General features: G+C 73.1%; 16 protein-coding genes and 1 pseudogene. 5 read left to right on the top strand and 12 right to left on the bottom strand.

The features are described from left to right. Positions 1–48: 48 nt before the first annotated feature. Complete coding sequence (locus C3492_RS18625; RefSeq protein ID WP_103812845.1) at positions 49–516, top strand: pyridoxamine 5'-phosphate oxidase family protein; 468 nt, start codon at positions 49–51, stop codon at positions 514–516. 6 nt (positions 517–522) lie between these two features. Here the strand turns inward: C3492_RS18625 and guaA are convergent, their stop codons facing one another. Beyond that, positions 523–2,103 carry a glutamine-hydrolyzing GMP synthase gene (gene guaA / locus C3492_RS18620; RefSeq protein ID WP_103812844.1) on the bottom strand — a complete coding sequence of 527 codons (1,581 nt, stop codon included), beginning with the start codon at positions 2,101–2,103 and terminating at the stop codon, positions 523–525. 278 nt (positions 2,104–2,381) lie between these two features. On the opposite strand from guaA, the gene C3492_RS18615 reads away from it, so the two are divergent. After that, positions 2,382–2,663: a chorismate mutase gene (locus C3492_RS18615; protein WP_103812843.1), complete on the top strand. Its 282-nt coding sequence runs from the start codon at positions 2,382–2,384 to the stop codon at positions 2,661–2,663. 593 nt (positions 2,664–3,256) lie between these two features. Here C3492_RS18615 and C3492_RS18610 read toward each other — a convergent pair. The 4 genes from C3492_RS18610 to C3492_RS18595 form a co-directional block, all read right to left on the bottom strand. Beyond that, the gene (locus C3492_RS18610; protein WP_103812842.1) at positions 3,257–5,035 is read right to left on the bottom strand and encodes a GMC oxidoreductase; all 1,779 of its coding nucleotides are present in this window, start codon (positions 5,033–5,035) and stop codon (positions 3,257–3,259) included. Between the two features lie 74 nt (positions 5,036–5,109). Further along, a complete protein-coding gene (locus C3492_RS18605) occupies positions 5,110–6,723 on the bottom strand; it encodes a succinic semialdehyde dehydrogenase (RefSeq protein ID WP_103812841.1) in 1,614 nt (537 codons plus the stop codon). A gap of 133 nt (positions 6,724–6,856) precedes the next feature. Beyond that, entirely contained in the window at positions 6,857–7,849 is a 993-nt protein-coding gene (locus C3492_RS18600) for a serine/threonine-protein kinase (RefSeq protein ID WP_103812840.1), read from the bottom strand. Positions 7,850–7,927: 78 nt separating this feature from the next. Then, positions 7,928–8,830 carry an MBL fold metallo-hydrolase gene (locus tag C3492_RS18595; RefSeq protein WP_103812839.1) on the bottom strand — a complete coding sequence of 301 codons (903 nt, stop codon included), beginning with the start codon at positions 8,828–8,830 and terminating at the stop codon, positions 7,928–7,930. Between the two features lie 71 nt (positions 8,831–8,901). Between C3492_RS18595 and C3492_RS18590 the strand changes: the two genes are divergently transcribed. After that, positions 8,902–9,813, top strand: a complete 912-nt coding sequence (locus C3492_RS18590) for an AraC family transcriptional regulator (protein ID WP_103812838.1) — start codon at positions 8,902–8,904, stop codon at positions 9,811–9,813. A 133-nt stretch (positions 9,814–9,946) separates the two neighbouring features. Here C3492_RS18590 and C3492_RS18585 read toward each other — a convergent pair whose 3' ends face one another. The 4 genes from C3492_RS18585 to C3492_RS18570 form a co-directional block, all read right to left on the bottom strand. Continuing rightward, positions 9,947–11,707, bottom strand: a complete 1,761-nt coding sequence (locus C3492_RS18585; RefSeq protein WP_103812837.1) for a serine/threonine-protein kinase — start codon at positions 11,705–11,707, stop codon at positions 9,947–9,949. Positions 11,708–11,813: 106 nt separating this feature from the next. Continuing rightward, positions 11,814–13,697, bottom strand: a complete 1,884-nt coding sequence (locus tag C3492_RS18580; RefSeq protein WP_103812836.1) for a serine/threonine-protein kinase — start codon at positions 13,695–13,697, stop codon at positions 11,814–11,816. Positions 13,698–13,859: 162 nt separating this feature from the next. Continuing rightward, positions 13,860–16,640 carry a protein kinase gene (locus tag C3492_RS18575; protein WP_103812835.1) on the bottom strand — a complete coding sequence of 927 codons (2,781 nt, stop codon included), beginning with the start codon at positions 16,638–16,640 and terminating at the stop codon, positions 13,860–13,862. A gap of 163 nt (positions 16,641–16,803) precedes the next feature. Continuing rightward, entirely contained in the window at positions 16,804–18,861 is a 2,058-nt protein-coding gene (locus C3492_RS18570; protein WP_103812834.1) for a serine/threonine-protein kinase, read from the bottom strand. A 506-nt stretch (positions 18,862–19,367) separates the two neighbouring features. Between C3492_RS18570 and C3492_RS45845 the strand changes: the two are divergent. Further along, positions 19,368–19,580 (top strand): annotated as a pseudogene (locus C3492_RS45845) (serine hydrolase); the annotation flags it as partial. Positions 19,581–19,592: 12 nt separating this feature from the next. Here C3492_RS45845 and C3492_RS18560 read toward each other — a convergent pair. After that, positions 19,593–21,299: a glycerol-3-phosphate dehydrogenase/oxidase gene (locus tag C3492_RS18560; RefSeq protein ID WP_103812833.1), complete on the bottom strand. Its 1,707-nt coding sequence runs from the start codon at positions 21,297–21,299 to the stop codon at positions 19,593–19,595. Between the two features lie 280 nt (positions 21,300–21,579). Between C3492_RS18560 and C3492_RS18555 the strand changes: the two genes are divergently transcribed. Then, positions 21,580–22,788: a nucleotide sugar dehydrogenase gene (locus C3492_RS18555; RefSeq protein WP_103812832.1), complete on the top strand. Its 1,209-nt coding sequence runs from the start codon at positions 21,580–21,582 to the stop codon at positions 22,786–22,788. Positions 22,789–23,095: 307 nt separating this feature from the next. Here C3492_RS18555 and C3492_RS18550 read toward each other — a convergent pair whose 3' ends face one another. Then, the gene (locus tag C3492_RS18550) at positions 23,096–24,220 is read right to left on the bottom strand and encodes a GuaB3 family IMP dehydrogenase-related protein (RefSeq protein ID WP_014674429.1); all 1,125 of its coding nucleotides are present in this window, start codon (positions 24,218–24,220) and stop codon (positions 23,096–23,098) included. A gap of 141 nt (positions 24,221–24,361) precedes the next feature. After that, positions 24,362–25,870, bottom strand: a complete 1,509-nt coding sequence (gene guaB, locus C3492_RS18545) for an IMP dehydrogenase (protein WP_103812831.1) — start codon at positions 25,868–25,870, stop codon at positions 24,362–24,364. Between the last annotated feature and the right edge of the window lie 84 nt (positions 25,871–25,954).

The following is a 25,954-nucleotide window of genomic DNA, read 5'->3' as shown; positions in this document are numbered from 1 at the left end:
GCGCATACCGGACAGGAGATGTCGGGATTGCCGGTGAGACTGGCGCGTATGAACTGGGCAGCCTTCAGCACCGCCGTACCCGATCTGGCGAAGACCGGCGAGGAGCGCTTCGGCGCCCACCGGCACCATGTCCTCGCGACCCTCCGCAAGGACGGCTCGCCCCGCACCTCCGGGATCGAGGTCCGCTTCCTGGGCGGGGAGCTCTGGCTCGGCATGATGTCGGGCTCGTTGAAAGCCCTCGACCTGCGCCGCGACCCCCGGTTCGCCCTCCAGGCCAACCCGGGCGCGGGAACGGACATGGGCGGCGGAGACGTCCGGATCGGCGGGCGGGCGTACGAGGTCGAGGACGGCGCGGCCAGGGCCGCGTACGTGGAAGAGGTGGAACCGCCGCAGCCGTTCCACCTCTTCCGCACCGAGCTGACGGAGGTCGTACGGACCTACGTCGAGGACGACACGTATCTGGTCACCCAGGTCTGGAAGCCCGGAGAGCCGGTGCGCGCTCTCAGGCGGACCTAGGGAGGACTACTCCCACTCGATCGTGCCCGGCGGCTTGCTCGTCACGTCGAGGACGACCCGGTTGACGTCACGGACCTCGTTGGTGATGCGGGTGGAGATCTTCGCCAGCACGTCGTACGGCAGCCGCGACCAGTCGGCCGTCATCGCGTCCTCGGAGGAGACCGGGCGCAGGACGATCGGGTGGCCGTAGGTGCGGCCGTCGCCCTGGACGCCCACGCTGCGGACGTCGGCGAGCAGGACCACCGGGCACTGCCAGATGTCACGGTCCAGGCCGGCCGCGGTCAGCTCCTCGCGGGCGATGGCGTCGGCCTCGCGCAGCAGGTCCAGCCGCTCCTTGGTGACCTCGCCGACGATGCGGATGCCGAGGCCCGGGCCCGGGAAGGGCTGGCGCTGGACGATCTCCTCCGGCAGGCCCAGCTCCTGGCCGACCATGCGGACCTCGTCCTTGAACAGCTTGCGCAGCGGCTCGATCAGCTTGAACTCAAGGTCCTCGGGCAGGCCGCCGACGTTGTGGTGCGACTTGATGTTCGCGGTGCCGGTGCCGCCGCCGGACTCCACCACGTCCGGGTAGAGGGTGCCCTGGACCAGGAACTCCACGGCCGGGCCCTCGTCGGCGATGATCTCGGCCTGGGCCTGCTCGAAGACGCGGATGAACTCGCGGCCGATGATCTTCCGCTTCTCCTCCGGGTCGCTGACCCCGGCCAGCGCCTTGAGGAAGCGCTCCTCGGCGTCGACGACCTTCAGCTGGACGCCGGTGGCCGCGACGAAGTCCTTCTCGACCTGCTCGGTCTCGCCCTTGCGCATCAGGCCGTGGTCGACGTACACGCAGGTCAGCTGGGAGCCGATGGCCTTCTGGACGAGTGCGGCGGCGACGGCGGAGTCCACACCGCCGGACAGGCCGCAGATCGCGCGCTTGTCACCGACCAGCTCGCGGATGGCCTCGACCTGCTCCTCGATCACGTTGCCGGTGGTCCAGTTCGGCTCCAGGCCGGCACCGCGGTACAGGAAGTGCTCCAGCACCTGCTGGCCGTGCGTGGAGTGCATGACCTCGGGGTGGTACTGGACGCCGTAGAGCTTCTTCTCGTCGTTCTCGAACGCGGCGACCGGGACGACGTCCGTGGAGGCGGTGACCGCGAAGCCCTCGGGGGCGGCGGAGCAGGCGTCGCCGTGCGACATCCACACGTGCTGCTCGGCCGGGGTGCCCTCGAAGAGGGTGGAGGAGTTCTTGGAGACGTGCAGGTCCGTACGGCCGTACTCGCGGGCGCCGGTGTTGTCGACCGTGCCGCCGAGGGCCTGCGCCATGAGCTGGAAGCCGTAGCACATGCCGAAGACGGGGACGCCGGCCTCGAAGATCTCGCGGTCGAGGGTGGGGGCGCCCTCCTCGTACACGGACGACGGGCCGCCGGAGAGGATGATCGCCGCGGGGTTCTTGGCGAGCATCTCGGCGACCGGCATGGTGCTCGGCACGATCTCGCTGTAGACCCGCGCCTCGCGGACGCGTCGGGCGATGAGCTGGGCGTACTGCGCGCCGAAGTCGACGACCAGGACGGTGTCGGGGGTGGCGGCAGACTGGGTCGCTGATGACACGGGGTGCCTTCTGGTGGTCGGGCGGGGGTCTGTGCTTCCGATTCTAACGGGGTGGCCGGGGGACCTCCGAGGGAAGCCACCGTGGCATACTGACCGCATGCGCAAGCACTCGACCTTCGTCTTTACCTATGGCACCCGGCCCGCCGGCTGCCATGGTCGTGCTGCTTGAGCTGACGCCAAGCGACTTCCCAGGCGCCCCGGGCCGACAAGGCCCGGGGCGCCTGTCGTTTCTCCGGGCCGTGTCGTTCGGGGGCACTCATCCCAGCGAGGAGCCCGACATGACCACCACCGCACCGGACACCGCACAGGCCGCAACGCCGGAGGCGATCATCGCCGACGCCCGTGACCGCATCGACGCGCTCGACGACCGGATCATCGGGCTCGTCCAGGAGCGGATGGCCGTCTCCGCCGTCGTCCAGCAGACCCGTATCGCCTCCGGCGGACGGCGTGTGCACCTGTCCCGCGAGATGGAGATCCTCGGCCGCTACCGGGACGCGCTCGGCAAGCCGGGCACCGCCCTCGCCATGACCCTGCTGGAGCTGAGCCGGGGTCGTATCTGAGTTCGGTCCCGCTCTCACCCGTACGGCGCGTGACCGGCCCGCGCACCGCTTCGTTGAGGGGGTTGTCCGTGCCAGCCAGGGGCGGGCCCGAAAGAACCACGCGTGGCTCGCTGGAGCGATGAGGCGTACGGGTCGTGCCGTACGCCGTGGGACCTCGCTCCAGGAAGTGACCGGACGGCAGGGGACAGCAGCCCGGTCACCCAAGAGAACGGCCGGCTCCGGGGACGCCCGGGGCCGGCCGGCGGAACCCCGACAACTGCAGAAGTCCACAGGGCACAGGAACCAGCGGCGCAACCCCCCGGCGCCGCTCCCTGGCACCGGCGCCGCCCTGACGCCGGTGCTGACTGGAAGAAGGGCCCCGCGGCCTCTCCGTCCCGCGGGGCCCTTCGTCATGCCCGCACCCCGGGACGTGACCGAGCTCACACGCAAACCCGGGGTCTCCCGAGCAACCCTTCACGCTTTCCGCTGATCAAACCTGCCGGATCAAGAAAACGGTGAGAGGGACCTGCCTTCGGAGGGGGATGCAGGTCCCTCTGTGTCGTCCGGGCCGATCCGGTGTGCCGTTGCGGCAGGTCCGGCGGCTGCCGGTCCGGTCACTTCTTCGGTGGTACCGCCGGCATCCCCAGGAACGGCAGCCGCAGCGCGCCGAACGCGTCCGCGGGGACCGCCGGGGACTGCGGTTCCACCGGCTTCAGCCGCTCGTACGCCGCTCCGGGCGCCGGCCGTGGGTCCTCCTCGCCCTTGTTCGGCCAGAACGACATCGCCCGCTCGGCCTGCGCGGTGATCGTCAGCGAGGGGTTCACCCCCAGGTTCGCCGAGACCGCGGCGCCGTCGACGACCGAGATGCCGGGGTGGCCGTAGAGCCGGTGGTACGGGTCGATCACGCCCGTCTCCGGGGAGTCGCCGATGGGGCAGCCGCCGAGGAAGTGCGCGGTGAGCGGGGTGCCCATCAGCTCGCCCACGTTGCTGCCGGCGAAGCCGTTGATCTCGGCGGCGAGCGCGGAGGCGGCCTCGGTCGCGGCCCTGATCTGCTTCGGGTTCGGCGCGCCGTGCCCCTGCCGCGCGGTGAGCAGGCCCTTGCCCACGCCGCCGGGCTTCAGGTACGTGGTCAGCGAGTTGTCCAGGGACTGCATGACCAGGCCGATGATGGTCCGCTCCGACCAGCGCCGGTTGGACAGGGAACGGGCGACCAGCAGCGGGTGCCGGGCCGCGTTCGCCAGCCAGGCGAGGACGCGCGAGGAGCCCTCGGCGTACGGCACCTGGAGGATGGACAGGCCGCCCATCGAGTTGGAGCCCTTGCCGTACCGCACCGGTTCGATGTGGGTGTTCTCGTCGGGGTGGATCGAGGACGTGATGGCGACGCCCTGCGTGAAGTCGGCCCGTGGCGCGCCGGTGGCCCTGCGGTAGCGGCGGTTGTCGGTCTGCGCGCCGACCAGGGCCTCCGAGTTGGTGCGGGTCAGGTCGCCGAGCCGGGCGGACAGGTACGGCAGCTGGCCGCCGGCCTTCATGCGGTGCAGCAGGGTCTGGGTGCCGTAGGTGCCGGCCGCGAGGACCACCCTGCGGGCGGTGAAGAGCCGGCCCTCGCCCTTCTTCTTCCGGTCCGTCGGCAGGGTCGCCACCGCGTAGCCGCCGCGCGAGTCGTCCGTGACGGACACGACCGTCGTCATGGGGTGCACGACCGCGCCGGCCTTCTCGGCGAGGTACAGGTAGTTCTCGTTGAGGGTGTTCTTCGCGCCGTGCCGGCAGCCGGTCATGCACTCGCCGCACTCGGTGCAGGCCTTCCGGTCGGGGCCGGCCCCGCCGAAGTACGGGTCGTTCACCTGCTCACCGGGCCGGGCCTTCGCCCTGCCGTCGGCGTCCTTGCCGTCGCCGAAGAACACGCCCACCGGGGCGAGGTGGAAGGTGTCGCCGACGCCCATCCGCTCGGCCGCCGCCTTGAGGTGGACGTCGGAGGGGGTCATGGTCGGGTTGAGCCGCACGCCGAGCATGCGCCGGGCCTGGTCGTAGTACGGCTTCAGCTCCTCCTGCCAGTCGGTGATGTGCCGCCACTGCGGGTCCTCGAAGAAGGGCTTCGGCGGCACGTAGAGGGTGTTGGCGTAGTTGAGGGAGCCGCCGCCGACGCCCGCGCCGGCCAGCACCATCACATTGCCCAGCAGGTGGATGCGCTGGATGCCGAACATGCCGAGCTTCGGGGCCCAGAGGTAGTTCTTCAGGTCCCAGGAGTTCCTGGGCAACGTGGCGCGGGTGAAGCGGCGTCCGGCTTCCAGCACCCCGACCTTGTACCCCTTCTCGGTGAGCCGGAGTGCGGACACCGAGCCGCCGAAGCCGGAGCCGACGATCAGGACGTCGTAGTCGTAGGCGTCTTGCGGCACGTGTACTCCTCGTTGAGTTGCGGCTGCGGGGTCGTCCGTGGCTGGTCGCGCGGTTCCCCGCGCGCCTGGGTGGGTCAGCGGAACCGGAATGCCTTCATCAGCTTCAGGCTCGTGCTCATGAAGCGGGCGTAGGACTCGTCGTCCATCCCCAGCGAGGGCGCCATCGGCAGCAGCCGCTGCTGGGCGACGGTCTGGGCCTCCGTGTACTTGAGGATGCCCTCGGAGCCGTGGCGGCGGCCCAGGCCGGAGTCCTTCATGCCGCCCATCGGGGACTGGACACTGCCGTAGGCGGGGGCGTAGCCCTCGTTGACGTTGACCGTGCCGGTGCGCAGGCGGGCGGCGACGTCCCGGCCGCGGCGGGCGTCGGTCGTCCACACGGAGGCGTTCAGGCCGTAGGGCGTGGCGTTGGCGCGTTCGACCGCCTCGTCGTCGCTCTTGAACCGGTAGACCGAGACGACCGGGCCGAAGGTCTCCTCCTCGCACACGGCCATGGAGGTCTCGACGCCGTCGAGGATGGTGGGCTCGAAGAAGTAGGGGCCGATGTCGGGGCGGGCCACCCCGCCGGCGATCACCTTCGCGCCCTTGGCGACGGCCTCCTCGACATGCCGCCGCACGGTCTTCAGCTGGCGTTCGCCGACCAGCGAGCCCATGTCGGCGCCGTAGGCGAGGGAGTTGCCGAGCCGCATGGCCTTGGTGCGGGCGGCGAACCGCTCCAGGAAGGCGTCGGCGACCGACTCGTGGACGTAGAGCCGCTCGATGGAGATGCACAGCTGGCCGGCGGAGGAGAAGCAGGCGCGGACGGCCCCGGCGGCGGCCTTCTCGATGTCGGCGTCCTCCAGCACCAGCATGGCGTTCTTGCCGCCGAGTTCGAGGGAGACGCCGACCAAGCGGGAGGCCGCGCCGACCGCGACCTCGCGGCCGGTGCGGGTGGAGCCGGTGAAGGAGACGTAGTCGGCGTGCCTGACCAGCTCCGGGCCGACGACCGGGCCCTCGCCGAGGACCACCTGGAAGACGCCCTCCGGCAGCCCGGCCTCGATCAGCAGGTCACGGGCCCACAGCGCGGTGAGGCAGGTCTCCGTGTCCGGCTTCATCACGACGGCGTTGCCGGCGGCGAAGGCGGGCAGGGCGTCGCCGACGGACAGCTCCAGCGGGTAGTTCCAGGGGGCGATCTGGCCCACCACCCCGCGCGGGTGGCGCAGTTCGGTGACCTTGGTCAGCGTCGGCATGGCGCCCGCGTGCCGCTTGGGCTTCAGGTACGCGGCGGCCCGGCGGCCGTAGTGGCGGGCCGCGACGGCGACGGCCTGCACCTCCTCGTGCGCGTGCAGGCGGGCCTTGCCGGTCTCCAGCTGGATCAGGTCGAGGACCTCGGCCTGCCGCTCCAGCACCAGGTCGTGGAAGCGGAGCAGGACGGCGGCCCGCTGCCGGACCGGGACCTTCGCCCACACGGCCTGGGCGGCGCGGGCCGCGTCGAAGGCCTCGGCGACGTCCTGCGGGGTGGACTCGGGCAGGTCGGCCAGTTTCTCGCCGGTGAACGGGGTGTGGTTGGCGGTGCGGCCTGAGCCGACGACGCCCTTGGTGAGCTGGGCCACCAACTCCGGGGTGACCACGTCGGCGGCGGTGCGGGCGCCTTCGGGCGCGGGCGCGAGCGGGTTGGTACCGGCGATGTCCGGGGCCTGCGTGTCCGTCATGACGCGCAGGGTATGCCGCGGCGGAGGCTTTGTGTACCCGTCGGTAACGCGGATTCACCGAGTGCTCACACACTGCCAGTGATCACTGGCAGTGAATGCGCTGATCAGGGCGTTGGGCCGGAGCACCGCACGATCAGTCGGCCTCTGTCCTTCTCGCGAGAAGGAGACCGAGGGCGGTGAGGGGGGTACGGCGGGGCGGGGGCTCGGGGGCCGGTGCGGGGTCGGGGGCCGGTGCGGCCTCCGGAGCTGGTGCGGGCCGGGGGGCCGGTGCGGCCATGGGGGCCGGTGCGGCCAAGGAGGCCGGTGCGGCGCCAGGGGCCGGTGCGGACTCGGGAGCCTGGTCGGCGGCCGACGGGCCGGGTTCCCGCGCCGTTCCCGGTACGGCGGTGAGCCCCAGGCAGTCGCGGAGTGCGGCCTCGACCTCCGCCGCGTCCGGCCGCGCCGCCGGCTCCTCGGCGTGCAGCCGGTCCAGCAGCGGGCCCAGCGCGCCGGGGTCCGTGTCACCCAGGGTGGCGCGCAGCAGGGCGCCCAGGGACCACAGGTCGGAGGCCGGGCCGGCGCCGGGCCCCGCCGCCCGCTCGGGCGCGACGAAGCCGGCGGGCGCGTCCTCCGCATGCCCGTCGCCGATGCCGAAGTCGGTGAGGACGACCCGCCCGGTCCCGGATTCCAGCAGCACGTTGGCCGGTTTCAGGTCCCGGTGCACGATCCCGACGGCGTGGGCGGCGCGCAGCGCGCCGAGTACGGCGAGCCCGATGCGCACGGCCTCTTCGGCGGGGAGCGGGCCCCGGCGCAGCACCTCGCGCAGGGACTCGCCGGCCACCAACTCCATGACGATCCACGGGATGCCGTCCTCGGTGACGACGTCGTACACCGTGACGGCCGAGGGGTGCCGCACCCGGGTGGCGGCGCGGGCCTCGTGGTGGAGCCGGTGCGCGATGCGCCGGCTGTCCTCGTCGGCGGCCGGATCGCCGGGCAGCAGGGGCTCCTTGACGGCGACCAGCGCCTGCCCCTGTTCGTCCCGGGCGCGCCACACGGTCCCGGACGGCCCGGAGCCGAGGCGCCCGGCCAGCCGGTAACGGCCGCCGATCAGGCGTGCGTCGGGCGGGTGTTCGCCGTCTTCGGTCATGTCACATCAGTACCGTGCGCACCACGCCGTTGTCGAAGCGGGAGGTCGGAAGCGGGGCCGGGGAACGGGGCCGGGCGGTCACACGGCCCACCGGTGCAGGCTGAAACCGTGCGCGGCCTCGCGCACCTCCACCGCCCCGGCCCCGCCGAAGTGCGCCGGCACCACCAACGCCCGCTGCTCGGCCGCCCGTTGCAGCACCCGCTGCCGGGTGCGCGCCGCCTGCCCCGGGTCGAGGCAGAAGCAGCTGCTGCACTCGGGCCGCAGGATCTGCACCGGGCTGTGCAGCAGGTCGCCGACGAACACCGCCCGTTCGCCGCGCGACTCGACCCACAGGACGGCCGAGCCGGGCGTGTGCCCGGGGGCGGGCTCCAGCACCAGGTGCTCGTCGACGCGGTAGGTGTCCTCCCACACCACCGCCTGCCCGGCCCGGTGCACGGGCGCGACGCTGTCCTCGTAGACCAGCCGGTCCACGGGCCGCGCGCCGCCCGCGTAGCCGCCCGCCGGGCCGAAGTGGTGGTCGTCGGCGGCCGGGAGGAGATAACGGGCGCGCGGGAAGGACGGCACCCACGCACCGCCGGCGTCCAGGGTGTTCCAGCCGACGTGGTCGGCGTGCAGATGCGTGTTGATCACGACGTCGACGTCCCCCGGCCGGATGCCCGCCCGCTCCAGCCGGCCCAGGAAGTCGCCCTGCCGCCGGTGGAAGAGCGGATTGCCGGGGCGTTCCCGGCCGTTGCCGACCCCGGTGTCGACCAGGACGGTCCGTCCGCCGGTACGCAGCACCCAGGTCTGGAGCGCCACCACCGCCCGGTCCCCGCCCGCCTCCCGGTAGTCCGGGACGAGCTGCGCCGCATGGTCTTCCCACACCTTTGGCCCGCACCCCGGCACCAGGTCGGCGGCGGGCACGTACGGCCCCTGCCACTCGACGATCCGCAGCACCTCGACGTCACCGATCACAAAACCCTGTACGCGATCACCGGTCATGACGAGAACCGTAAGAGCCCGCGCTGAGCGTTTCCATGCGTGACCGGCGCGTTCACATACGCTGTCGTCTCATGGATGTCGTCAGCGATGCGATCGCGGCGGTCCGCGTGGGCAGCCCCTCCTCCAACCGGCTGCGGGTGACCGGCACCTGGTGCGTCCGGCTGGCCCCGTACGAGGGCGCCGGCTTCCACGTCGTACTGAGCGGGTCCTGCCTGCTCCTGCCGGACGGGGGCGGCGCGCCGGTCGCCCTGGGTCCGGGGGACGTGGTGCTGCTGCCGCACGGCGCCGGGCACGTGCTGGCGCACGCGGCGGCGGAGCCGGCGGAGGTACGGCGGGCGGTGCCCTTCGGGGAGCTGCGGGACACGGACGTACGGCCTGCCGGGCCCGGCCCCGAGGTGGAGCTGCTGTGCGGCAAGTACCGTCTCGACCGCAGCCGTACCCATCCGCTGATGGCGGAGCTGCCCCAGGTGGTGCATCTGCCCCACCGGGTGGGCGGCCACCCGGAACTGCGCGCGGCCGTGGACCTGTTGGCGCGGGAGCTGGCGGAACGCCGGCCCGGCGGCTGCCTCGCCCTGCCCAGTCTGCTGGACCTGCTCCTGGTCTACCTGGTCCGGGCGTGGATGGCCGAGGCGGAGACGGGCGCGTGGCCTGCGGTGCTGAACGACCCCGTGACGACGGCCGCGCTGCGCGCCGTGCACTCCGATCCGGCGGCCCCCTGGACGGCCGGCCGGCTGGCCGCCCAGGCGGGCGTCTCCCGGGCCACGCTGGCGCGCCGCTTCACCGCGCTGGTCGGCCGGCCGCCGATGGCGTACCTCACCTGGTGGCGGCTGACCCTCGCGGCGACCCGGCTGCGCGAGACGGACGCGCCGCTCGCGACGGTGGCACGGGAGACGGGGTACGGCAGCCCGTACGCCCTCTCGCACGCCTTCAGCCGGGAGTTCGGGATCACACCGAGCGCGTACCGGGCGCTCAGGGCTTCCTGATCCCCAGGTGGGCGGTCGCCGTCCTCGCGCCGGGCAGCGGGGCACCGGGAGGGCGAACCGGTCACACACCCGTGACCGAGCACGAGTCAGGCACCCGCTGACCGAGAACGTCACACCCGTGACCGAGCACGCGTCACACACCCGTGGCCGAGAACGTGTCGACCGCCACGTCGAAGTACTCCCGCGCCTCCCGCACCTGACCGACCGGCGCCGACACCCACACGTCGTACAGCCGGCCGTTCTCCTCCCAGCACAGGTCGTAGGTGTGGCGCGGGCCCTCCGCCGCGCTGAAGCCGTCCCAGGTGAACTCCCAGAGCGCGGCCGGGTGTCCGTGGTGCGTGGTCCGGATGACCCGGCCGTCGTGGTAGCCGGGGTTGGTGGAGGGGCCGTCGGCGGCGGAGCGGTTCATCGCAGCCTCGGGGCCGCCCGGCTGGGGCCCGCCCACCCGGATGCCCAGGCGGAAGGTCCCGCCCGGCGAGAGGTAGAAGACGCGTGGCCCCTCAGGGCTGCGGGTGAAGCCCTCCGGTACGGCGAGGGAGAAGCCGGCCGGGTCCCGGGCAGTGCGGTAACCGGAGGGCGCGGTGCGCGAACCGGCGTTGGGGGCGCGCGAGGGAGTGTGGGGCGGTGCCGGCCCGGTCCCGGTCGGCGACGGGGAGACGGCCGTACCTCCCGTGCCTCTCCCGGTCGGTGCCGGGGACACGTCCGTGCCACCGGTGCCGGTCCTGGTCGCCGGGCTCGTCGCGGTACCGCCCGGCGTGCCGCCGCCCCCGCCCCCGTCCCCGTTCCCGTGCAGCAGCAGCGCCGCGGCCGACACGCCGGCCCCGGCCAGCGCGGCGACGAGCAGGGCCGCGACCAGCAGGCCGCGCGGGGAGGAACGCGCCGGGGGCGGTTCGAGCGGCGGCCGGACCGGGCCGGCCGGCAGCGGTCCGCCGTGGGGCAGGTCCCACTGCGTCGGTGTGTACGGTGCCGGGGACTTCGGCGTGAGGCTCCCGCCGATCCGGTGGATGAGCCCGCCGCCGTGCGCTCCCGCCGTGCCCGGGTCGCCCGGCGCGGGCGGCGTCCGGCCGGTCTCCAGATACGTCCACAGCATCCGCTCGGCGTCCGCCGCGCCCAGCCGCCGGTCCGGGTCGCGCTCCAGCAGCCCCAGGACGACCGGCAGCAGCGGCTCGGCCTCGGCCGGCGGGCGGATGTCGTCGGAGACGACGGCGTGCAGGATGCCGCCGAGCGAGTCGCGCCGGAACGGCGACTCGCCGCTGAGCACCGTGCACAGCAGCGCGCCCAGCGACCACAGATCGGACTCCGGCCCGGTGCGCAGCCCGGACATCCGCTCCGGCGCGGTGTACTCGGGCGAGCCGACGAACGAGCCGGTCTCGGTGAGCGTGGTGGCGCCCTCGACCTGCGCGATGCCGAAGTCGGTGAGGACGACCCGGTCGGTACCCGACTCGATCAGCACGTTCGCGGGCTTGATGTCCCGGTGCAGCACCCCCGCCTCGTGCGCGGTGCGCACCGCGCTCAGCAGGGCGATGCCGATCCGCGCGGCCTCGAAGGCGTCGACCGGACCGTGCCGGTCGATCCGGTCGGCGAGCGAACCGCCGTCGATCAACTCCATGACCAGGTACGGCCGTTCGTCCTGCTCCACCACGTCGTGCACGACGATGATGTGCGGGTGCCGCAACTGGCAGACGGCGCGCGCCTCGCGGAGCGTACGGTCACGGCGACGGCGCGCGTCGTCGTCCGGGAGCGCGTCGTCGGGCAGGAGCTCCTTGACCGCCACCTGACGGCCCAGCACCTGGTCGCTCGCCCGCCACACGACGCCCATGCCGCCGCGCCCGATGCGTTCCTCCAGGCGGTAACGGCCCGCGATCAGCCGGAAGCCGGCTCCCTCGGTCCCCATGCGCCCATCATGCCGCACGGGACCCGTGCCCCCCGGGACACCGACCGGCCAAGACACACCGGTCAGCCTGCCATTTTCGGCCGACTCGGCGACCGCTGACGCCGGCTCAGCCCTCGTCCGGCTGCTGCCAGCCGCGCAGCACCCAGGTGAACTGCTCCCTGGTCGTGGCCCAGTCCTCGGCCGGCGAGGACATGTAGAGGACGTACTCGGTGCCCTGGCGCGAGAAGTACGTCTCCTCGACCGCGCGCCGCGGTCCGGGGACGTACGGCGGGTCCTTCTTCAGCGCGGTCCAGGTGTACTCCCACCGGGCGCCCTTGCGGTCGCGGTAGATGTTCTCCTTCATCGTGACGCGCCGGTAGTCGACCAGCCGTTGGAGCTGCTGCTCCAGATCCTGCTGGTGGGAGAGGGGGTCGGCGAAGTCCGGTGAACCGTCGATGGCTATGCGGACGAAGTGATTGCCGTTGTCGGGCGTGTAGTCGATCTGCTTGAGGTCGCCCTGGATGCCGTACACCTCGCGCTTCCAGCCCTTGGGCAGGGAGAGGCTGAAGCCCAGCGGGTCGTGGTACGTCCTCCAGCCGGCGGGGATCGTGCCGTCGGCGCCGGCCGTCTCGCTGTCGGCGGGCGCCGGGCTCACTTCACCACCGGCCCCGGAGGTCCGCCCGCCCCAGTGCTGGATCGCCACCGCCCCGGCACCGCCGAGCACCGCGGCCAAGGCGACGACCAGCGCGAGGGTGCGCAGCCGCCGGCGGGGCCGGGCGGGCACCGGCCCGCGGACCGTGAACGCGCCGACGGAACCCGGGTCGTGTCCGGGCGCGGAGGACCCGGGTTCGTACGGGGAGGTGGCGGACCCGGAACCGTAAGGGCCCGCCGGGCCTCCGGAGCGGTAGCCCTGGCCGGAGGAGTTCGATCCGTAGTCCTGGTCGGAGGAGTTCGGCCCGTAACCCTGGCCGGAGGAGTTCGGCCCGTAGCCGTCGCCCGACGCGCCCGCGCCGTAGCCGGTGGCCGACGTCCCGGAGCCGTAACCAGTGGCCGACGTCCCGGAGCCGTAGCCTCCGCCCGCCGTGTCGCCGCCGTGGCCGGACCAGGGTGTGCCCGGGGCCGGACCCCGGTGGCGGTCGGTGGCCGCGGGGCGGCCCGATCCCTGGGTCGGGACGAACGCCTGGGCCGTGCGCGGTCGGCGGCCCTCCGCCGCCTCGGCGAGCATCTGCTCGGCCTCCTCCGCGCCCGGCCGCCGGGCCGGGTCCTTGCGCAGGAGCGCGGCGATGACCGGGGTGAGCGGACCGGCGTGGCGCGGCTCGTCCGCCTCCTCCTCGACGACCGCCTGCATGGTGCTCAGCGGCGAGGTCCGCCGGAACGGCGAGCGCCCCTCGACCGCCGTGTACAGCGTGGCGCCGAGCGCCCACAGGTCGGAGGCCGGGCCGGGGTCGTGGCCGCGCACCCGCTCCGGGGCCAGGTAGTCGACCGAGCCGACGACCTCTCCGGTGCGGGTGATGGTGGTGTCGCCCTCGATCTGGGCGATGCCGAAGTCGGTGAGCAGGACCCGGCCGTCCGCGCCGAGGAGGACGTTGCCGGGCTTGACGTCCCGGTGCAGCACCCCGGCGGAGTGTGCGGCGCGCAGCGCCCGCAGCACCCAGAGCCCGATCCGCGCGGTCTCCGCCGGCTCCACGCGGCCCCGCTCCTTGACCGTGTCGGCCAGCGAGGCGCCCTCGACCAGCTCCATCACGATCCACGGACGGCCGTCGTGTTCCAGGACGTCGTGCACGGTGACGACGGCGGAGTGGTTGATGCGCGCGGCGGCCCGGGCCTCGGCCCGGGTCCGGGCGAGCAGCACGGCCCGGTCACTGTCGGAGACGTAGAGCGCGGCGGTCAACTCCTTGACGGCGACCTTCCGGTGCAGCACCTCGTCGTGGGCGCGCCACACCCGGCCCATGCCGCCGCTGCCGATGGAGTCGGCGAGCCGGTAGCGGCCCGCTATGAGCAGGCCCTGCATCTGATTCACGTTGCCCCGCAATGCTCTTGACAGGGTCAGACTAAGGACCGGTCTGCCCCCAGGGAACCAGCGGGGTGCCACGGAAACCGCACTGTGACGATGGTCATTTCCGCGCGAGACAGGGAACCGCACCGGCCCCGCCCGGCCCCGGACACACGCTGCTCAACCGGTGTAGCGATACGTCGCGGTAGCCTGCTCGTACAACCGCGTCACCTCGTCGCGCTCCGCCTCCGGACCGCGCACCTGGACGACGTGGTAGCGGCCGTTCAGCAACAGGGCCATGTTCCGCACGAACAGGTCCCGGCCCTGTCCGTCGGTCCAGGTGAACTGCCCCTCGGCCATGGTCCGTCCGCCCACCTCGGTGGTCCGCAGCCCGGTGGCCGTCGCCCAGCTGGAGTCGCGGTACGGCTGGAGTTCGCGCTCCTTGTCCCGCTGATAGACCATCGGATCGCTGCCGTACGCGGACGTGCCGTCCCGTCCCGGTACGACGATCAGCTCGAAGTTCCCGTGTGCGTAGACCACCTGGCCGCTGCCGTTCTTCGGGGTGCGCGCCCAGCCCTGGGCGACGGCGACCTGGAAGCCGTCCGGGTCCTTGCGGAGGGTGAACCCGTCGGGGACGGCGGGGTCACCGCCCGTCTGCGTCTCGGCCGCGGGCGCGGAGGCGGAGGCGTCGCCGCCCGGCGCGCTCTGCCCGGTGGAGGGCTGCGGGGTGTGCGAGGGCGCGGGGCCGGTCCGCCCGGCGCTTCCGGTGCGGTCGCCGCCCGCCGCGCCGCTCTCGCCCTGTTTCGGCATGAAGAGCATCGCGTAGGCGATCGCGCCGGCCAGCAGGAGCAGGATCAGCAGGAGCAGGGTCCGGCCGAGGCTGCGCGGCGAACCCTCGCCGTCCCGGGCCCGCTTGTGCCGGCCGTGCGGATGGGCCGCGGGCAGTCCGGCACGCCGCCGGCGCACCAGCTCGCCACGGCGCCGGACGATCGGCAGCCGGCTCGGGTCGGCGGGCGGCGTGGGGACGACATGGGTGCCCGCGTCGGGCTCGGGCGCGGACCGCACCAGCGACCGCAGCCAGCCGCTCAGCTCCTCCACGTCAGGCCGCTCGGTGGGGTCCTGGCGCAGCAACGACTCCACGACCGGCCGCAGCGGCCCGCACTCCTCGGCGAAGGCGGGCGGCTCGGCGCACACCAGCTGCACCAGCTCGGCCGTGGACTCCTCCGGGTACGGCGCGTGCCCCTGCACGGCCCGGAACAGCAGCGCGCCCAGCGCCCACAGATCGGTGGCCGGGCCGATCGGCGCCGCGAGCTGCCAGTTCTCGTGCACGGGCCCGGCCTGCTCCGGTGCCCAGCGCTCGGTCACCGGCCCCACCACGGTCATCCGCACCTGCCGCGCCCGCTCGGCGGCCAGCGCGGTCCCGGGCCCACGCCGCACGGCCCCGGGCTGGTCCCAGCCACCGCCCGCCGACACGGAGAGACCGGCGCCGGAGGCAGCTACGGGGGCGGTGCCGGATGCCGGGGCGGGTGCGAGTTCGGAGTACGGCGGGGTGCCGCCCGGGTAGCCGGCCCCGGACACCCCTCGCGCCTGTCGGCCCGGCTCACCACCCGGCGCCGGCGCACGCCCCGGGCCGTACCCCTGGCCAGGCGCCGACGCCTGCCGCCCGGCCCCGTACCCCTGACCCGGCACGGACGCCTGCCCGGTGCCGGGGTCCGCCGTCGGCAGGCCCGGTCGTGGGGCCCCGCCCTCCAGGGTCGGGGGTGTCCCGCCGGAGCCGGGGCGCGGTGCGGCACCGTGCCAGGGGGCGCCGCGCACCCCGTAGGGGTCGGCTGTCCGGCCGGGCGGCGCCGGGGTGCCGGTGCCCTCGCCGGAGGGGTACGAGGGTGCCGCGCCGGTGTCGGTGTCGTCGACGGGTGGCCGCGCGCCCGGCAGGGCGGCGCGTTCGCCCTGCTGGGCCTCGTGCACCCGGGCGGCGGCCCGGGCGCCCGCCCGGTACGCGGCGATGGCCCCGGCCCGGGCGGCCCGGATGTCGGCACCGCTCTCCAGAGCGGGCTGACCGAGCGCACCGGAAGCACCGTTCGCCCCCGGCGCCGGGAACGCTCCGGCCGCCCGTGCCTGGATGGCGGCCCGCCGCGCGGCCTCGGGATCCACGTCCGCGGCCCGCCGCGCTGCCTCGGGGCCACCATCCGCGGCCGGCCCTCCGCCCACCCCGCCCGTACGGCCCCCGGAACCGTCGGAGACCTCGCCGGCTCCCGTGCCGTGACCGACGGCCATGGTTCCGCCGCCGAGGGGACCCGGCTCGGCACCGAACCCCTCCCCCGTGTCGCCGTCCTGGCCCTCGGGGGCCGGCACCGGGTCGTATCCGCACAGCGCCTCCTCGGCCGCGCCGGCCGCGAGGCCCGTCAGCATCACGCGGCCGTCGTCGCAGACGAGGACCGTGCGGACGGTGATGTTGCGGTGCACCCAGCCATGGGCGTGCAGCACCCGCAGCGCCATGAGCACGTCGGAGGCGACCTCGGCAGCCCGGTACGGCGTGAGCGGCCTCTCGGCGAGCAGGGCGGCCAGCGGACGCGCGTTCACCAGCTCGCTGACGATCCACAGGGACCCGCCCTCGGCGAACACGTCGAAGACCTGGTCCAGCCGGGGGTGGTCGGGGATGCCGGCCGCCGCCTGCGCGGCCTCGACGGCGCGCCGTACCGCCGGATCGGCGGGCTGCCGGGTGGCGGTCCTCGCCTCCGGTGCCCGGCGGGACGCACGCTCCCGTGCGGTGAAGCCGGCGGGCAGTCCCTCCGCGTCGAGCACCTCGGCCTCGACGACCTCCGGCAACGGCACCTGCCGGACCAGGACTTCCTGACCGCTGTAGGTGTCGAAGGCGCGGGTCTCGGTGAGTTCGTACTCGTCGGACGGCGGCAGCGGCAGGCGGTAGCGGTCGGCGAGCACCCGACCCGCGTAGTCGTCCACTTTGCCTCCCCCGGCCGCCCGGTTGGTCACATCCGTTCGCCTCACGACCCGTTTCGCACACGCATGCGGCCGCGTACCGTCCCCGACCCTTCACGATACGTGCCGGAGGCAACCCGCATTGAGAGGATGACGGATTCTCACGAACGAAACCGGCGCACGGCGCCTACGACTTGGGTTCGAAGGACTTCGTCAACGTCTTCCAGGTGTCCTTGCGCAGTTCGCCGTGCCAGTCGGCGTCCTTCGCGGTGTACATCAGCGCGTAACCGAGGTGGTCGTTCACCACGAAACCCCGGTCGATCGTGCGGTACTCGGTGCCGCCCTCGACGTACGTGAACTCCCAGTCGGCGGTGTTCCAGCTGCGGTAGCCCACCTCCTCGATGCGGATCCGGTGGTACTGGGAGCGCACCATGTACCGCTCCTGGTTCTTCCAGTCCGCCACCGGGTCGTCCTTGGGCGTGCCGGTCCAGGCGACGAGCAGCTTCTGTCCGTCGGGTCCGGTGTAGCGGTCACCTGCGGCCCCGCTGGACCGGTACTTCCATCCCTTGGGCAGCCCGATCGAGTACCCCTGGCCGCCCTTGCGGGTGGAGACCACCGGGGCGCTCCCGCCGTCCTTCGAGCCGGAGGAACCGGACCCGTCGGCGGAGTCGGAGTCTGAGCCGGCGCCGGTGGACCGGCCCGCCCCGGCGTCCGTCGTCGGACCGGTGGTGGCGGAGGCCGAACTCGCCCCGTCCGTCCGGGCCCCGTCGTCCGTGCCGCCTCCCGTGCCCTTGTCCTGCTTGGCGGACGCGTCGGCACTGGGCGCGGCCTCGGCCCGGCCGCTCTTGTCGTCCTTGCCGTCGTCGCCGTTCAGGGCGAAGGCCAGCACGGTCCCGAGCACCGCGAGCACGACGACCACGGCGATGATCAGCAGCGTGCGCTTCGGCACCACATCGGTCAGCGGCGCCCTCGGCACCGGCCGCGTCGGCAGGTCCAGGTCCGGCGGCGGCACGACGGGCCAGCCGGAACCCTGCCTGTTCGTGCTGGAGTTCGGCACACCAGCGGCACCCGACGCCGGACCGCCCGGCCGTGCTGCGGGCACAGCCCCCGGTCCACCGGAGAACCCGGGGCGTGCCCCACCGGGAACCACGCCTCCAGCGCCCCCGGCGCCCACCGCGCCGCCCGTCCCCGGCGCGGACGGCTCGCTCCCGGTCTTGGTCCGCGCGGTCGCCGCCGCCGTGGCTGCCCCGGCCGCCTTGCGGACCGACCGCAGGGCGCCGCGCAGCTTCTCGCCGCCCTCCTCGCCCCGCTTGCCCGCGGGCCCACCGGACTGCGCCGGCAGCGGAACCACCTGCGTGGCGTCCAACGGCTTGGACTCGGGCCCCTGGATCACGGCGTTGAGCATGGCCCGGGCCCCGGCGTCGTCCAGCCGCTTGGCCGGGTCCTTGGTCAGCAGGCCGTAGATGACGTCCCGCAGCGGTCCGGCGTTCTTGGGCTCCTCCAGGGACTCGGTCATCACCGCGGTGAGCGTGGCGATCGCCGAGCCCTTGTCGTAGGGCGGGGTGCCTTCGACCGCCGCGTACAGCAGGCCGCCGAGCGACCAGAGGTCGGCCGCCGGTCCCGGCTTGTGGCCACGGGCCCGTTCCGGGGAGATGTAGGAGGGGGCGCCGACGAGCATGCCGGTCGAGGTGATGGACGGGTCGCCCTCGACCTGCGCGATACCGAAGTCGGTGAGCACGACCCGGCCGTCCTCGGCGATCAGCACGTTGGACGGCTTCACGTCCCGGTGCAGGATGCCCTCCCGGTGCGCGGAGCGCAGCACGTCGAGGACGGCGAGCCCCACTTCGGCGGCGCGCTTCGGCTCCAGCACGCCGTCCTCGCGGATGACCTCGGCCAGGGACTTGCCCTCGACCAGCTCCATGACGATCCAGGGCCGGTCGTCCTCGTCGACCACGTCGAAGACCGTCACCGCGCTGTTGTTGCGGATCCGGGCGATCGCCTTGGCCTCGCGCAGGGTGCGCGTGATCAGGCGCCGCTTCTCCTCCTCGTCGATGTTCGACGGGAACCGCAGCTCCTTGACGGCGACCGTCCGGCCCAGGGTCTCGTCCTCGGCGCGCCAGACCGTGCCCATACCGCCACGGCCCAGCACGTCTCCCAGCCGGTACCGCCCCGCGAGGAGACGCCGCTCGTTCTTGTCCTGACGAGTCTCCTGACGAGATGTACCCGCCCGCTCCGCCTCCGACATGCGTCCCCTCATACAACCCGCCCTGACAGAGCCTCCATTGTCTCTCACCCGACAAGTGCCCGACGCCCAGGGTGCCCCTGGGCCGGGCCCGCCCCCGCCACCCCGGAAGCCCGCCTGAAGCAGGCGTTCCGTTTACCGGGATGATGGGTCGTAAGAAGGGAGGAACCGGCACGCCGACGCTTCGGACAGTCCTGTCCATACCGATGTCCCTCGCGCTGCCGCTCGCCCCGGCCGCCGTCCGGCACAGCTCCCGGCACACCTCCCCGGCGTCCGCCACGGACGCGGTCCTGCCGCTGCTCGTCAGCGACGGCAGAGCACCCACAGCGGCCCTGCTGAGCCCGGACACCGACGCGGACGGGATCCGCTTCCGCTACTCGGCCGCCGGCCCCCTGGCATCGCTCGCGCCGACCCAAGCCACCCGTGGCGCCGCGCCCCTGACTCCGCTTCATGCCGTGCGCATCGCTCTCACCCTCCCCCCGGCCCGTCCGGGCCGCTGCTCCTGCTCCACTACGGGGCACAACGGCCGGACATCCGGGAGCTACGTGCGCTGCGCAGCCACCGCCGACGGCCGCCGTGTCCTCACCTTCCGGATGAACACGGACGCGATCGCAGACCCGCGCCTCGAACCCGCGCCGCTCTCCGCCGAGTTCTGCCCTCGCATCTGGTGGAACGGCCGGGATTCGAGCGGAGATCCCGAAAACGGCCACTCGTTCGAGTGAACGCAGCCGCTGCTACAGCGGCACGATGTCCGGCGCACCCAGCCTCGCGGCGTCCGCCGTCTGGTCGTCCGGCTGGAGCTGGGACTCCCGCTCGGCCTCCACCCGCTTCTCGTAGTGCTCGACCTCGCGGGCGATCTGGTCCTCGTCCCAGCCGAGGACGGGCGCCATCAGTTCGGCCGCCTCGCGGGCGCTGCGGGTGCCACGGTCGAAGGTCTCGATGGAGATGCGGGTGCGACGCGTGAGGACGTCGTCCAGGTGCCGGGCGCCCTCGTGCGAGGCGGCGTACACCACCTCGGCGCGCAGGTAGTCGTCGGCGGCCTGCAGCGGCTCGCCGAGCGCGGGGTCGGCGGCGATGAGGTCCAGGACCTCCTCGGCCAGCGAGCCGTACCGGTTCAGCAGGTGCTCGACGCGGACCACGTGCAGCCCGGTGCGCGCGGCGATCCGTGCTCGCGCGTTCCACAACGCCTGGTAGCCCTCCGCGCCGAGCAGCGGGGTCTCCTCCGTGACACAGTCGGCCACGCGCATGTCGAGCCCGTGCACGGCCTCGTCGACGGCGTCCTTGGCCATCACCCGGTACGTCGTGTACTTGCCGCCCGCCACGACCACCAGTCCCGGCACCGGATGGGCGACCGTGTGCTCGCGGGAGAGCTTGCTGGTGGCGTCGGACTCGCCGGCCAGCAGCGGGCGCAGTCCCGCGTACACCCCCTGCACGTCGTCGCGGCTGAGCGGCACGGCCAGCACCGAGTTGACGTGCTCCAGCAGATAGTCGATGTCGGCGCTGGACGCGGCCGGGTGGGCCTTGTCCAGGTCCCAGTCGGTGTCGGTGGTGCCGATGATCCAGTGCCGGCCCCAGGGGATGACGAAGAGGACGGACTTCTCGGTGCGCAGGATCAGGCCCGTGGTGGAGTGGACGCGGTCCTTGGGCACGACCAGGTGGATGCCCTTGGAGGCGCGCACGTGGAACCGGCCGCGCTCGCCGACCATGGCCTGCGTGTCGTCGGTCCACACACCGGTGGCGTTGACGACCTGCTGGGCGTGGATTTCGTACTCCCCGCCGGCCTCCACGTCCTGCACCCGGGCGCCGACGACCCGCTCCCCCTCACGCAGGAACCCGGTCACGCGCGCGCGGTTGGCCACCTTCGCGCCGTAGGACGCGGCCGTGCGCACCAGGGTGGCGACGAAGCGGGCGTCGTCCATCTGGGCGTCGTAGTACTGCAGGGCGCCGACCAGGGCGTCCTTCTTCAGGCAGGGGGCCACCCGCAGGGCGTGGCGGCGGGTGAGGTGGCGGTGCACGGGCAGACCCCGGCCGTGGCCGCGGGCCATGGACATCGCGTCGTACAGCGCGACGCCGGAGCCCGCGTACAGCCGCTCCCAGCCCTTGTGCTGGAGCGGGTAGAGGAACGGGACCGGCTTGACCAGGTGCGGGGCGAGCCGCTCCAGCAGCAGTCCGCGCTCCTTGAGGGCCTCGCGGACCAGGGCGAAGTCGAGCATCTCCAGATAGCGCAGGCCGCCGTGTATCAGCTTGCTGGACCGGCTGGAGGTGCCGGACGCCCAGTCCCGGGCCTCGACCAGGCCGGTGGACAGGCCACGCGTGACGGCGTCCAGCGCTGTGCCGGCGCCCACCACTCCGCCGCCGACCACCAGTACGTCCAGCTCGCGCTCCGCCATCGCCGCCAGTGCCCCGGCGCGCTGCGCCGGCCCCAGAGTCGCTGTCCTCACCGCTGCCTCCCGCTGTCGCAGACTCGCTCGCGTCGGCCGCACCCGGTGGGCGAAGCCCGGTTCATCCCCTCCTCATGCCCAAATTCTGACCGGGCTGCCCGACTTCAGCCACCACGGACCCCCGGCCTGTGGACAACTTGCGCACAACCCTTGGAAGACACACAAACACAATCACGCATAACGGTCATATATGTACCTAGTCTGACAGTGCACTCGCTCGTCTTCTCCACAGCGGTTGCGCACCTGTCCCGCTTCGGCTACTGGAAGGACGGCCCACGCCATGCCCGCAGACCTCGCCGTCATCGGACTCGGTCCCTACGGCCTGCCGCTCGCCCAGGCCGCCGTCGCCTCCGGTATCCCCACCGTCGGCTATGCCACCGGCCCCGAGGCCGGCTCACTCAGCCCCGCGGAGCTGCGCCGGATGCACTCCGCCGGGTTCCGCCCCGTCACCGACCCCGCCCAGCTCGGCCGGGTGCGCACCGCGGTGATCTGCGCGCCCACCCCGCGCGGCGCCGACGGCGGACTCGACCTCGGCCAGGTCGAGGCGGCCGCCCGCACCCTGGCCGCGCGGCTCCGTCCGCACACCACGGTCATCCTGGAGTCGCCGGTGCTCCCGGGCACCACGGAGGAGTTCCTGCGCCCGCTGCTGGAGGAGGGCTCGGGGCTGCGCGCCGGCCGGGACTTCCACCTCGCCTACTCCCCCAGCCGGGTCGACCCCGGCAGCCGCGACCACACCCCCGCGAGCACCCCCAAGGTCATCGGCGGCCTCACCCCCGCCTGCACCGAGTCGGCCGCCGCGTTCTACGGCCGGCTCACCGACAAGGTGGTACGCGCGCGCGGGCTGCGCGAGGCGGAGACCGTGCAGTTGCTGGAGACCAACTACCGGCACGTCAACATCGCGCTCGTCAACGAGATGGCCGTCCTCTGTCACGAGCTGGGCGTCGACCTGTGGGACGTCATCCGGTGCGCGGAGACCAAGCCCTTCGGCTTCCAGGCGTTCCGGCCGGGTCCGGGCGTCGGCGGGCACGGGGTCCCGCTGGACCTCACCGGGCACGCGACCCGGACCCTGCGCATGGTCGAGCTGGCCCAGCAGGTCAACAGCCGGATGCCCCGGTACGTCGTCCAGCGCGCGGCCACGCTCCTCAACGAACACGGCAAGTCCGCGCGCGGGGCCCGCGTGCTGCTCCTCGGCGTCACCTACAAGCCCGACCTCGCCGACCAGCAGGGCACCCCGGCCCAGGAGATCGCCGTACGGCTGATGGGACTGGGCGCGGCCGTGAGCTACCACGACCCCTACGTGCCCGAGTGGAGCGTCCTGGACCGGCCCGTGCCGCGCGCGGACTCCCTGTACGAGGCGGCGGCCGACGCCGACCTCACGATCCTGCTCCAGCAGCACCGCACGTACGACCTGCAGGGACTCTCGGTGAAGGCCCAGCTGCTGCTGGACACCCGGGGGGCGACGCCCACGGGGGCGGCGCACCGGTTGTGAAGGATCGGAGCGTCCACCCCTAGTTCCCGTGGGGGTGGCCGCTCACTTTCCGTGGATCCACAAGACGCACCTCCTCCGGAACTTCACCAGCCGAAGCCGAATGCGATCCCAGTGGGTGGGCTTGCGGTGGCGTCCCATGGGCGCCCCCGCCCTCGGGGCCCGGCCAAGGGGGCACCCAGCGGAACTGGGTCGCCGCTCGCGACGCGCCCCCGTGCAGGCCCGCCCGGCCGCGCCCGGGCATGCGAAAGGGCCGGTCACCCGCCATGGGTGACCGGCCCTTCAGGCGTCGTGGAGAGCGCTCCGGCGACTACCGCCGGTGCTGGCTGTCCGCCACCGTCACCTCGACCCGCTGGAACTCCTTCAGCTCGCTGTAGCCGGTGGTGGCCATGGCGCGGCGCAGGGCGCCGAAGAAGTTCATCGAGCCGTCCGGGGTGTGGGACGGCCCGGTGAGGATCTCCTCGACCGTGCCGACCGTGCCGAGGTCCACCTTCTTGCCGCGGGGCAGCTCCTCGTTGACCGCCTCCATGCCCCAGTGGTGGCCCTTGCCGGGCGCGTCCGTGCCCCGGGCCAGCGGGGAGCCCATCATCACGGCGTCGGCGCCGCAGGCGATGGCCTTGGGCAGGTCGCCGGACCAGCCGACACCGCCGTCCGCGATCACGTGCACGTACCGGCCGCCGGACTCGTCCATGTAGTCACGGCGGGCCGCGGCCACGTCGGCCACGGCCGTCGCCATCGGGACCTGGATGCCGAGGACGTTGCGCGTGGTGTGCGCGGCGCCGCCGCCGAAGCCGACGAGGACGCCGGCCGCACCGGTGCGCATCAGGTGCAGGGCCGCGGTGTACGTGGCGCAGCCGCCGACGATCACCGGGACGTCCAGCTCGTAGATGAACTGCTTCAGGTTCAGCGGCTCGTGCGAGGACGACACGTGCTCCGCCGAGACCGTCGTACCCCGGATGACGAAGATGTCCACGCCCGCGTCCACGACCGCCTTGGAGAACTGGGCGGTGCGCTGCGGGGAGAGCGCGGCGGCGGTGACCACGCCGGAGTCGCGCACCTCCTTGATGCGGGCGCCGATCAGCTCCTCCTTGATCGGTGCCGCGTAGATCTCCTGGAGGCGGCGGGTCGCCTGCTCGGCGGGCAGCTCGGCGATCTCGTCCAGCAGCGGCTGCGGGTCCTCGTACCGCGTCCACAGGCCTTCCAGGTTGAGCACGCCGAGGCCGCCCAGCTCGCCGATGCGGATCGCGGTGGCCGGGGAGACCACGGAGTCCATGGGGGCGGCCAGGAACGGCAGCTCGAAGCGGTAGGCGTCGATCTGCCAGGCGATCGAGACCTCCTTCGGGTCCCGCGTACGGCGGCTGGGGACGACGGCGATGTCGTCGAAGGCGTACGCCCTGCGGCCGCGCTTGCCGCGCCCGATCTCGATCTCAGTCACGTTGGTGGCCTTTCCCTATGCGTTGCAGCGCCTTCCAGTATCGCCGACGGGTACGACAACGGCGGCCCCGGATGCTCCGGGACCGCCGTGGCACGAGCCTCACGCGCGCGTGCGCGTCGTTTCCCGCGGCTGCTCCTGCCGCTACTTCCGGCCGCTGTAGTTCGGCGCCTCGACCGTCATCTGGATGTCGTGCGGGTGGGACTCCTTCAGGCCGGCCGAGGTGATCCGCACGAACCGGCCGTTGGCCTGGAGCTCGGGCACGGTCTTGCCGCCGACGTAGAACATCGACTGGCGCAGACCGCCGACCAGCTGGTGCACGACCGAGGAGAGCGGGCCGCGGTAGGGCACCTGGCCCTCGATGCCCTCGGGGATGAGCTGCTCGTCGGAGGCGACGCCCTCCTGGAAGTAACGGTCCTTGGAGAAGGACTTGCGGTCGCCGCGGGTCTGCATGGCGCCGAGGGAGCCCATGCCGCGGTACGACTTGAACTGCTTGCCGTTGATGAACAGCAGCTCGCCCGGGGACTCCTCGCAGCCCGCGAGCAGCGAGCCCAGCATCACCGTGTCGGCGCCCGCGACCAGGGCCTTGGCGATGTCGCCGGAGTACTGCAGACCGCCGTCGCCGATCACCGGGACGCCGGCCTCCTTCGCGGCGAGCGCGGCCTCGTAGATCGCGGTGACCTGCGGGACACCGACGCCGGCGACGACGCGGGTGGTGCAGATGGAGCCGGGACCGACACCGACCTTGATGCCGTCGGCGCCCGCGTCGACCAGGGCCTGGGCGCCGTCGCGGGTGGCGACGTTGCCGCCGATGACGTCGACGCCGGAGGAGTTCGACTTGATCTTGGCGATCATGTCGCCGACCAGCCGGGAGTGGCCGTGCGCGGTGTCCACCACGATGAAGTCGACGCCCGCCTCGATCAGGGCCTGGGCGCGCTCGAAGGCGTCGCCGGCCACGCCGACCGCGGCGCCGACCAGCAGGCGGCCCTCGGCGTCCTTGGCCGCGTTCGGGTACTGCTCCGCCTTGACGAAGTCCTTGACGGTGATCAGGCCCTTGAGGACGCCCTCGTCGTCGACCAGCGGCAGCTTCTCGATCTTGTGCTTGCGCAGCAGCTCCATGGCCTCCGGGCCGGAGATGCCGACCTTGCCGGTGACCAGCGGCATCGGGGTCATGACCTCGTGCACACGACGGCTGCGGTCACTCTCGAAGGCCATGTCACGGTTGGTGACGATGCCGAGGAGCTTCTTGTCGCCGTCGGTGACCGGGACGCCGCTGATGCGGAACTTGGCACAGAGCGCGTCGGCCTCGGCGAGCGTGGCGTCCGGGTGGATGGTGATGGGGTCGGTGACCATGCCGGACTCGGAGCGCTTCACCAGGTCGACCTGGTTGGCCTGGTCCTCGATGGAGAGGTTGCGGTGCAGGACGCCGACGCCGCCCTGACGGGCCATCGCGATCGCCATGCGGGACTCGGTCACCTTGTCCATGGCGGCGGACAGCAGCGGGATGTTGACCCGCACGTTCTTGGAGACGTACGAGGCGGTGTCGATCTCGTCGGGTGCCATGTCCGACGGGCCCGGCAGCAGCAGCACGTCGTCGTAGGTCAGCCCGAGTGTCGCGAATTTACCGGGCACTCCGTCGACGTTGGCAGTCATGACACCTTCCCCAAATGGCCTTGATCGGTGCGGATGTCCATGCTAACGGGAAGCGTCGCTAGCAAATTCCACGGTACGGGGTCG

Source organism: Streptomyces sp. Ru62, assembly GCF_002920615.1.
In the GTDB taxonomy this organism is placed as follows: domain Bacteria; phylum Actinomycetota; class Actinomycetes; order Streptomycetales; family Streptomycetaceae; genus Streptomyces.
Note: the sequence above shows the minus strand (reverse complement) of the source record. Positions and strands in the feature narration are given on the sequence as shown.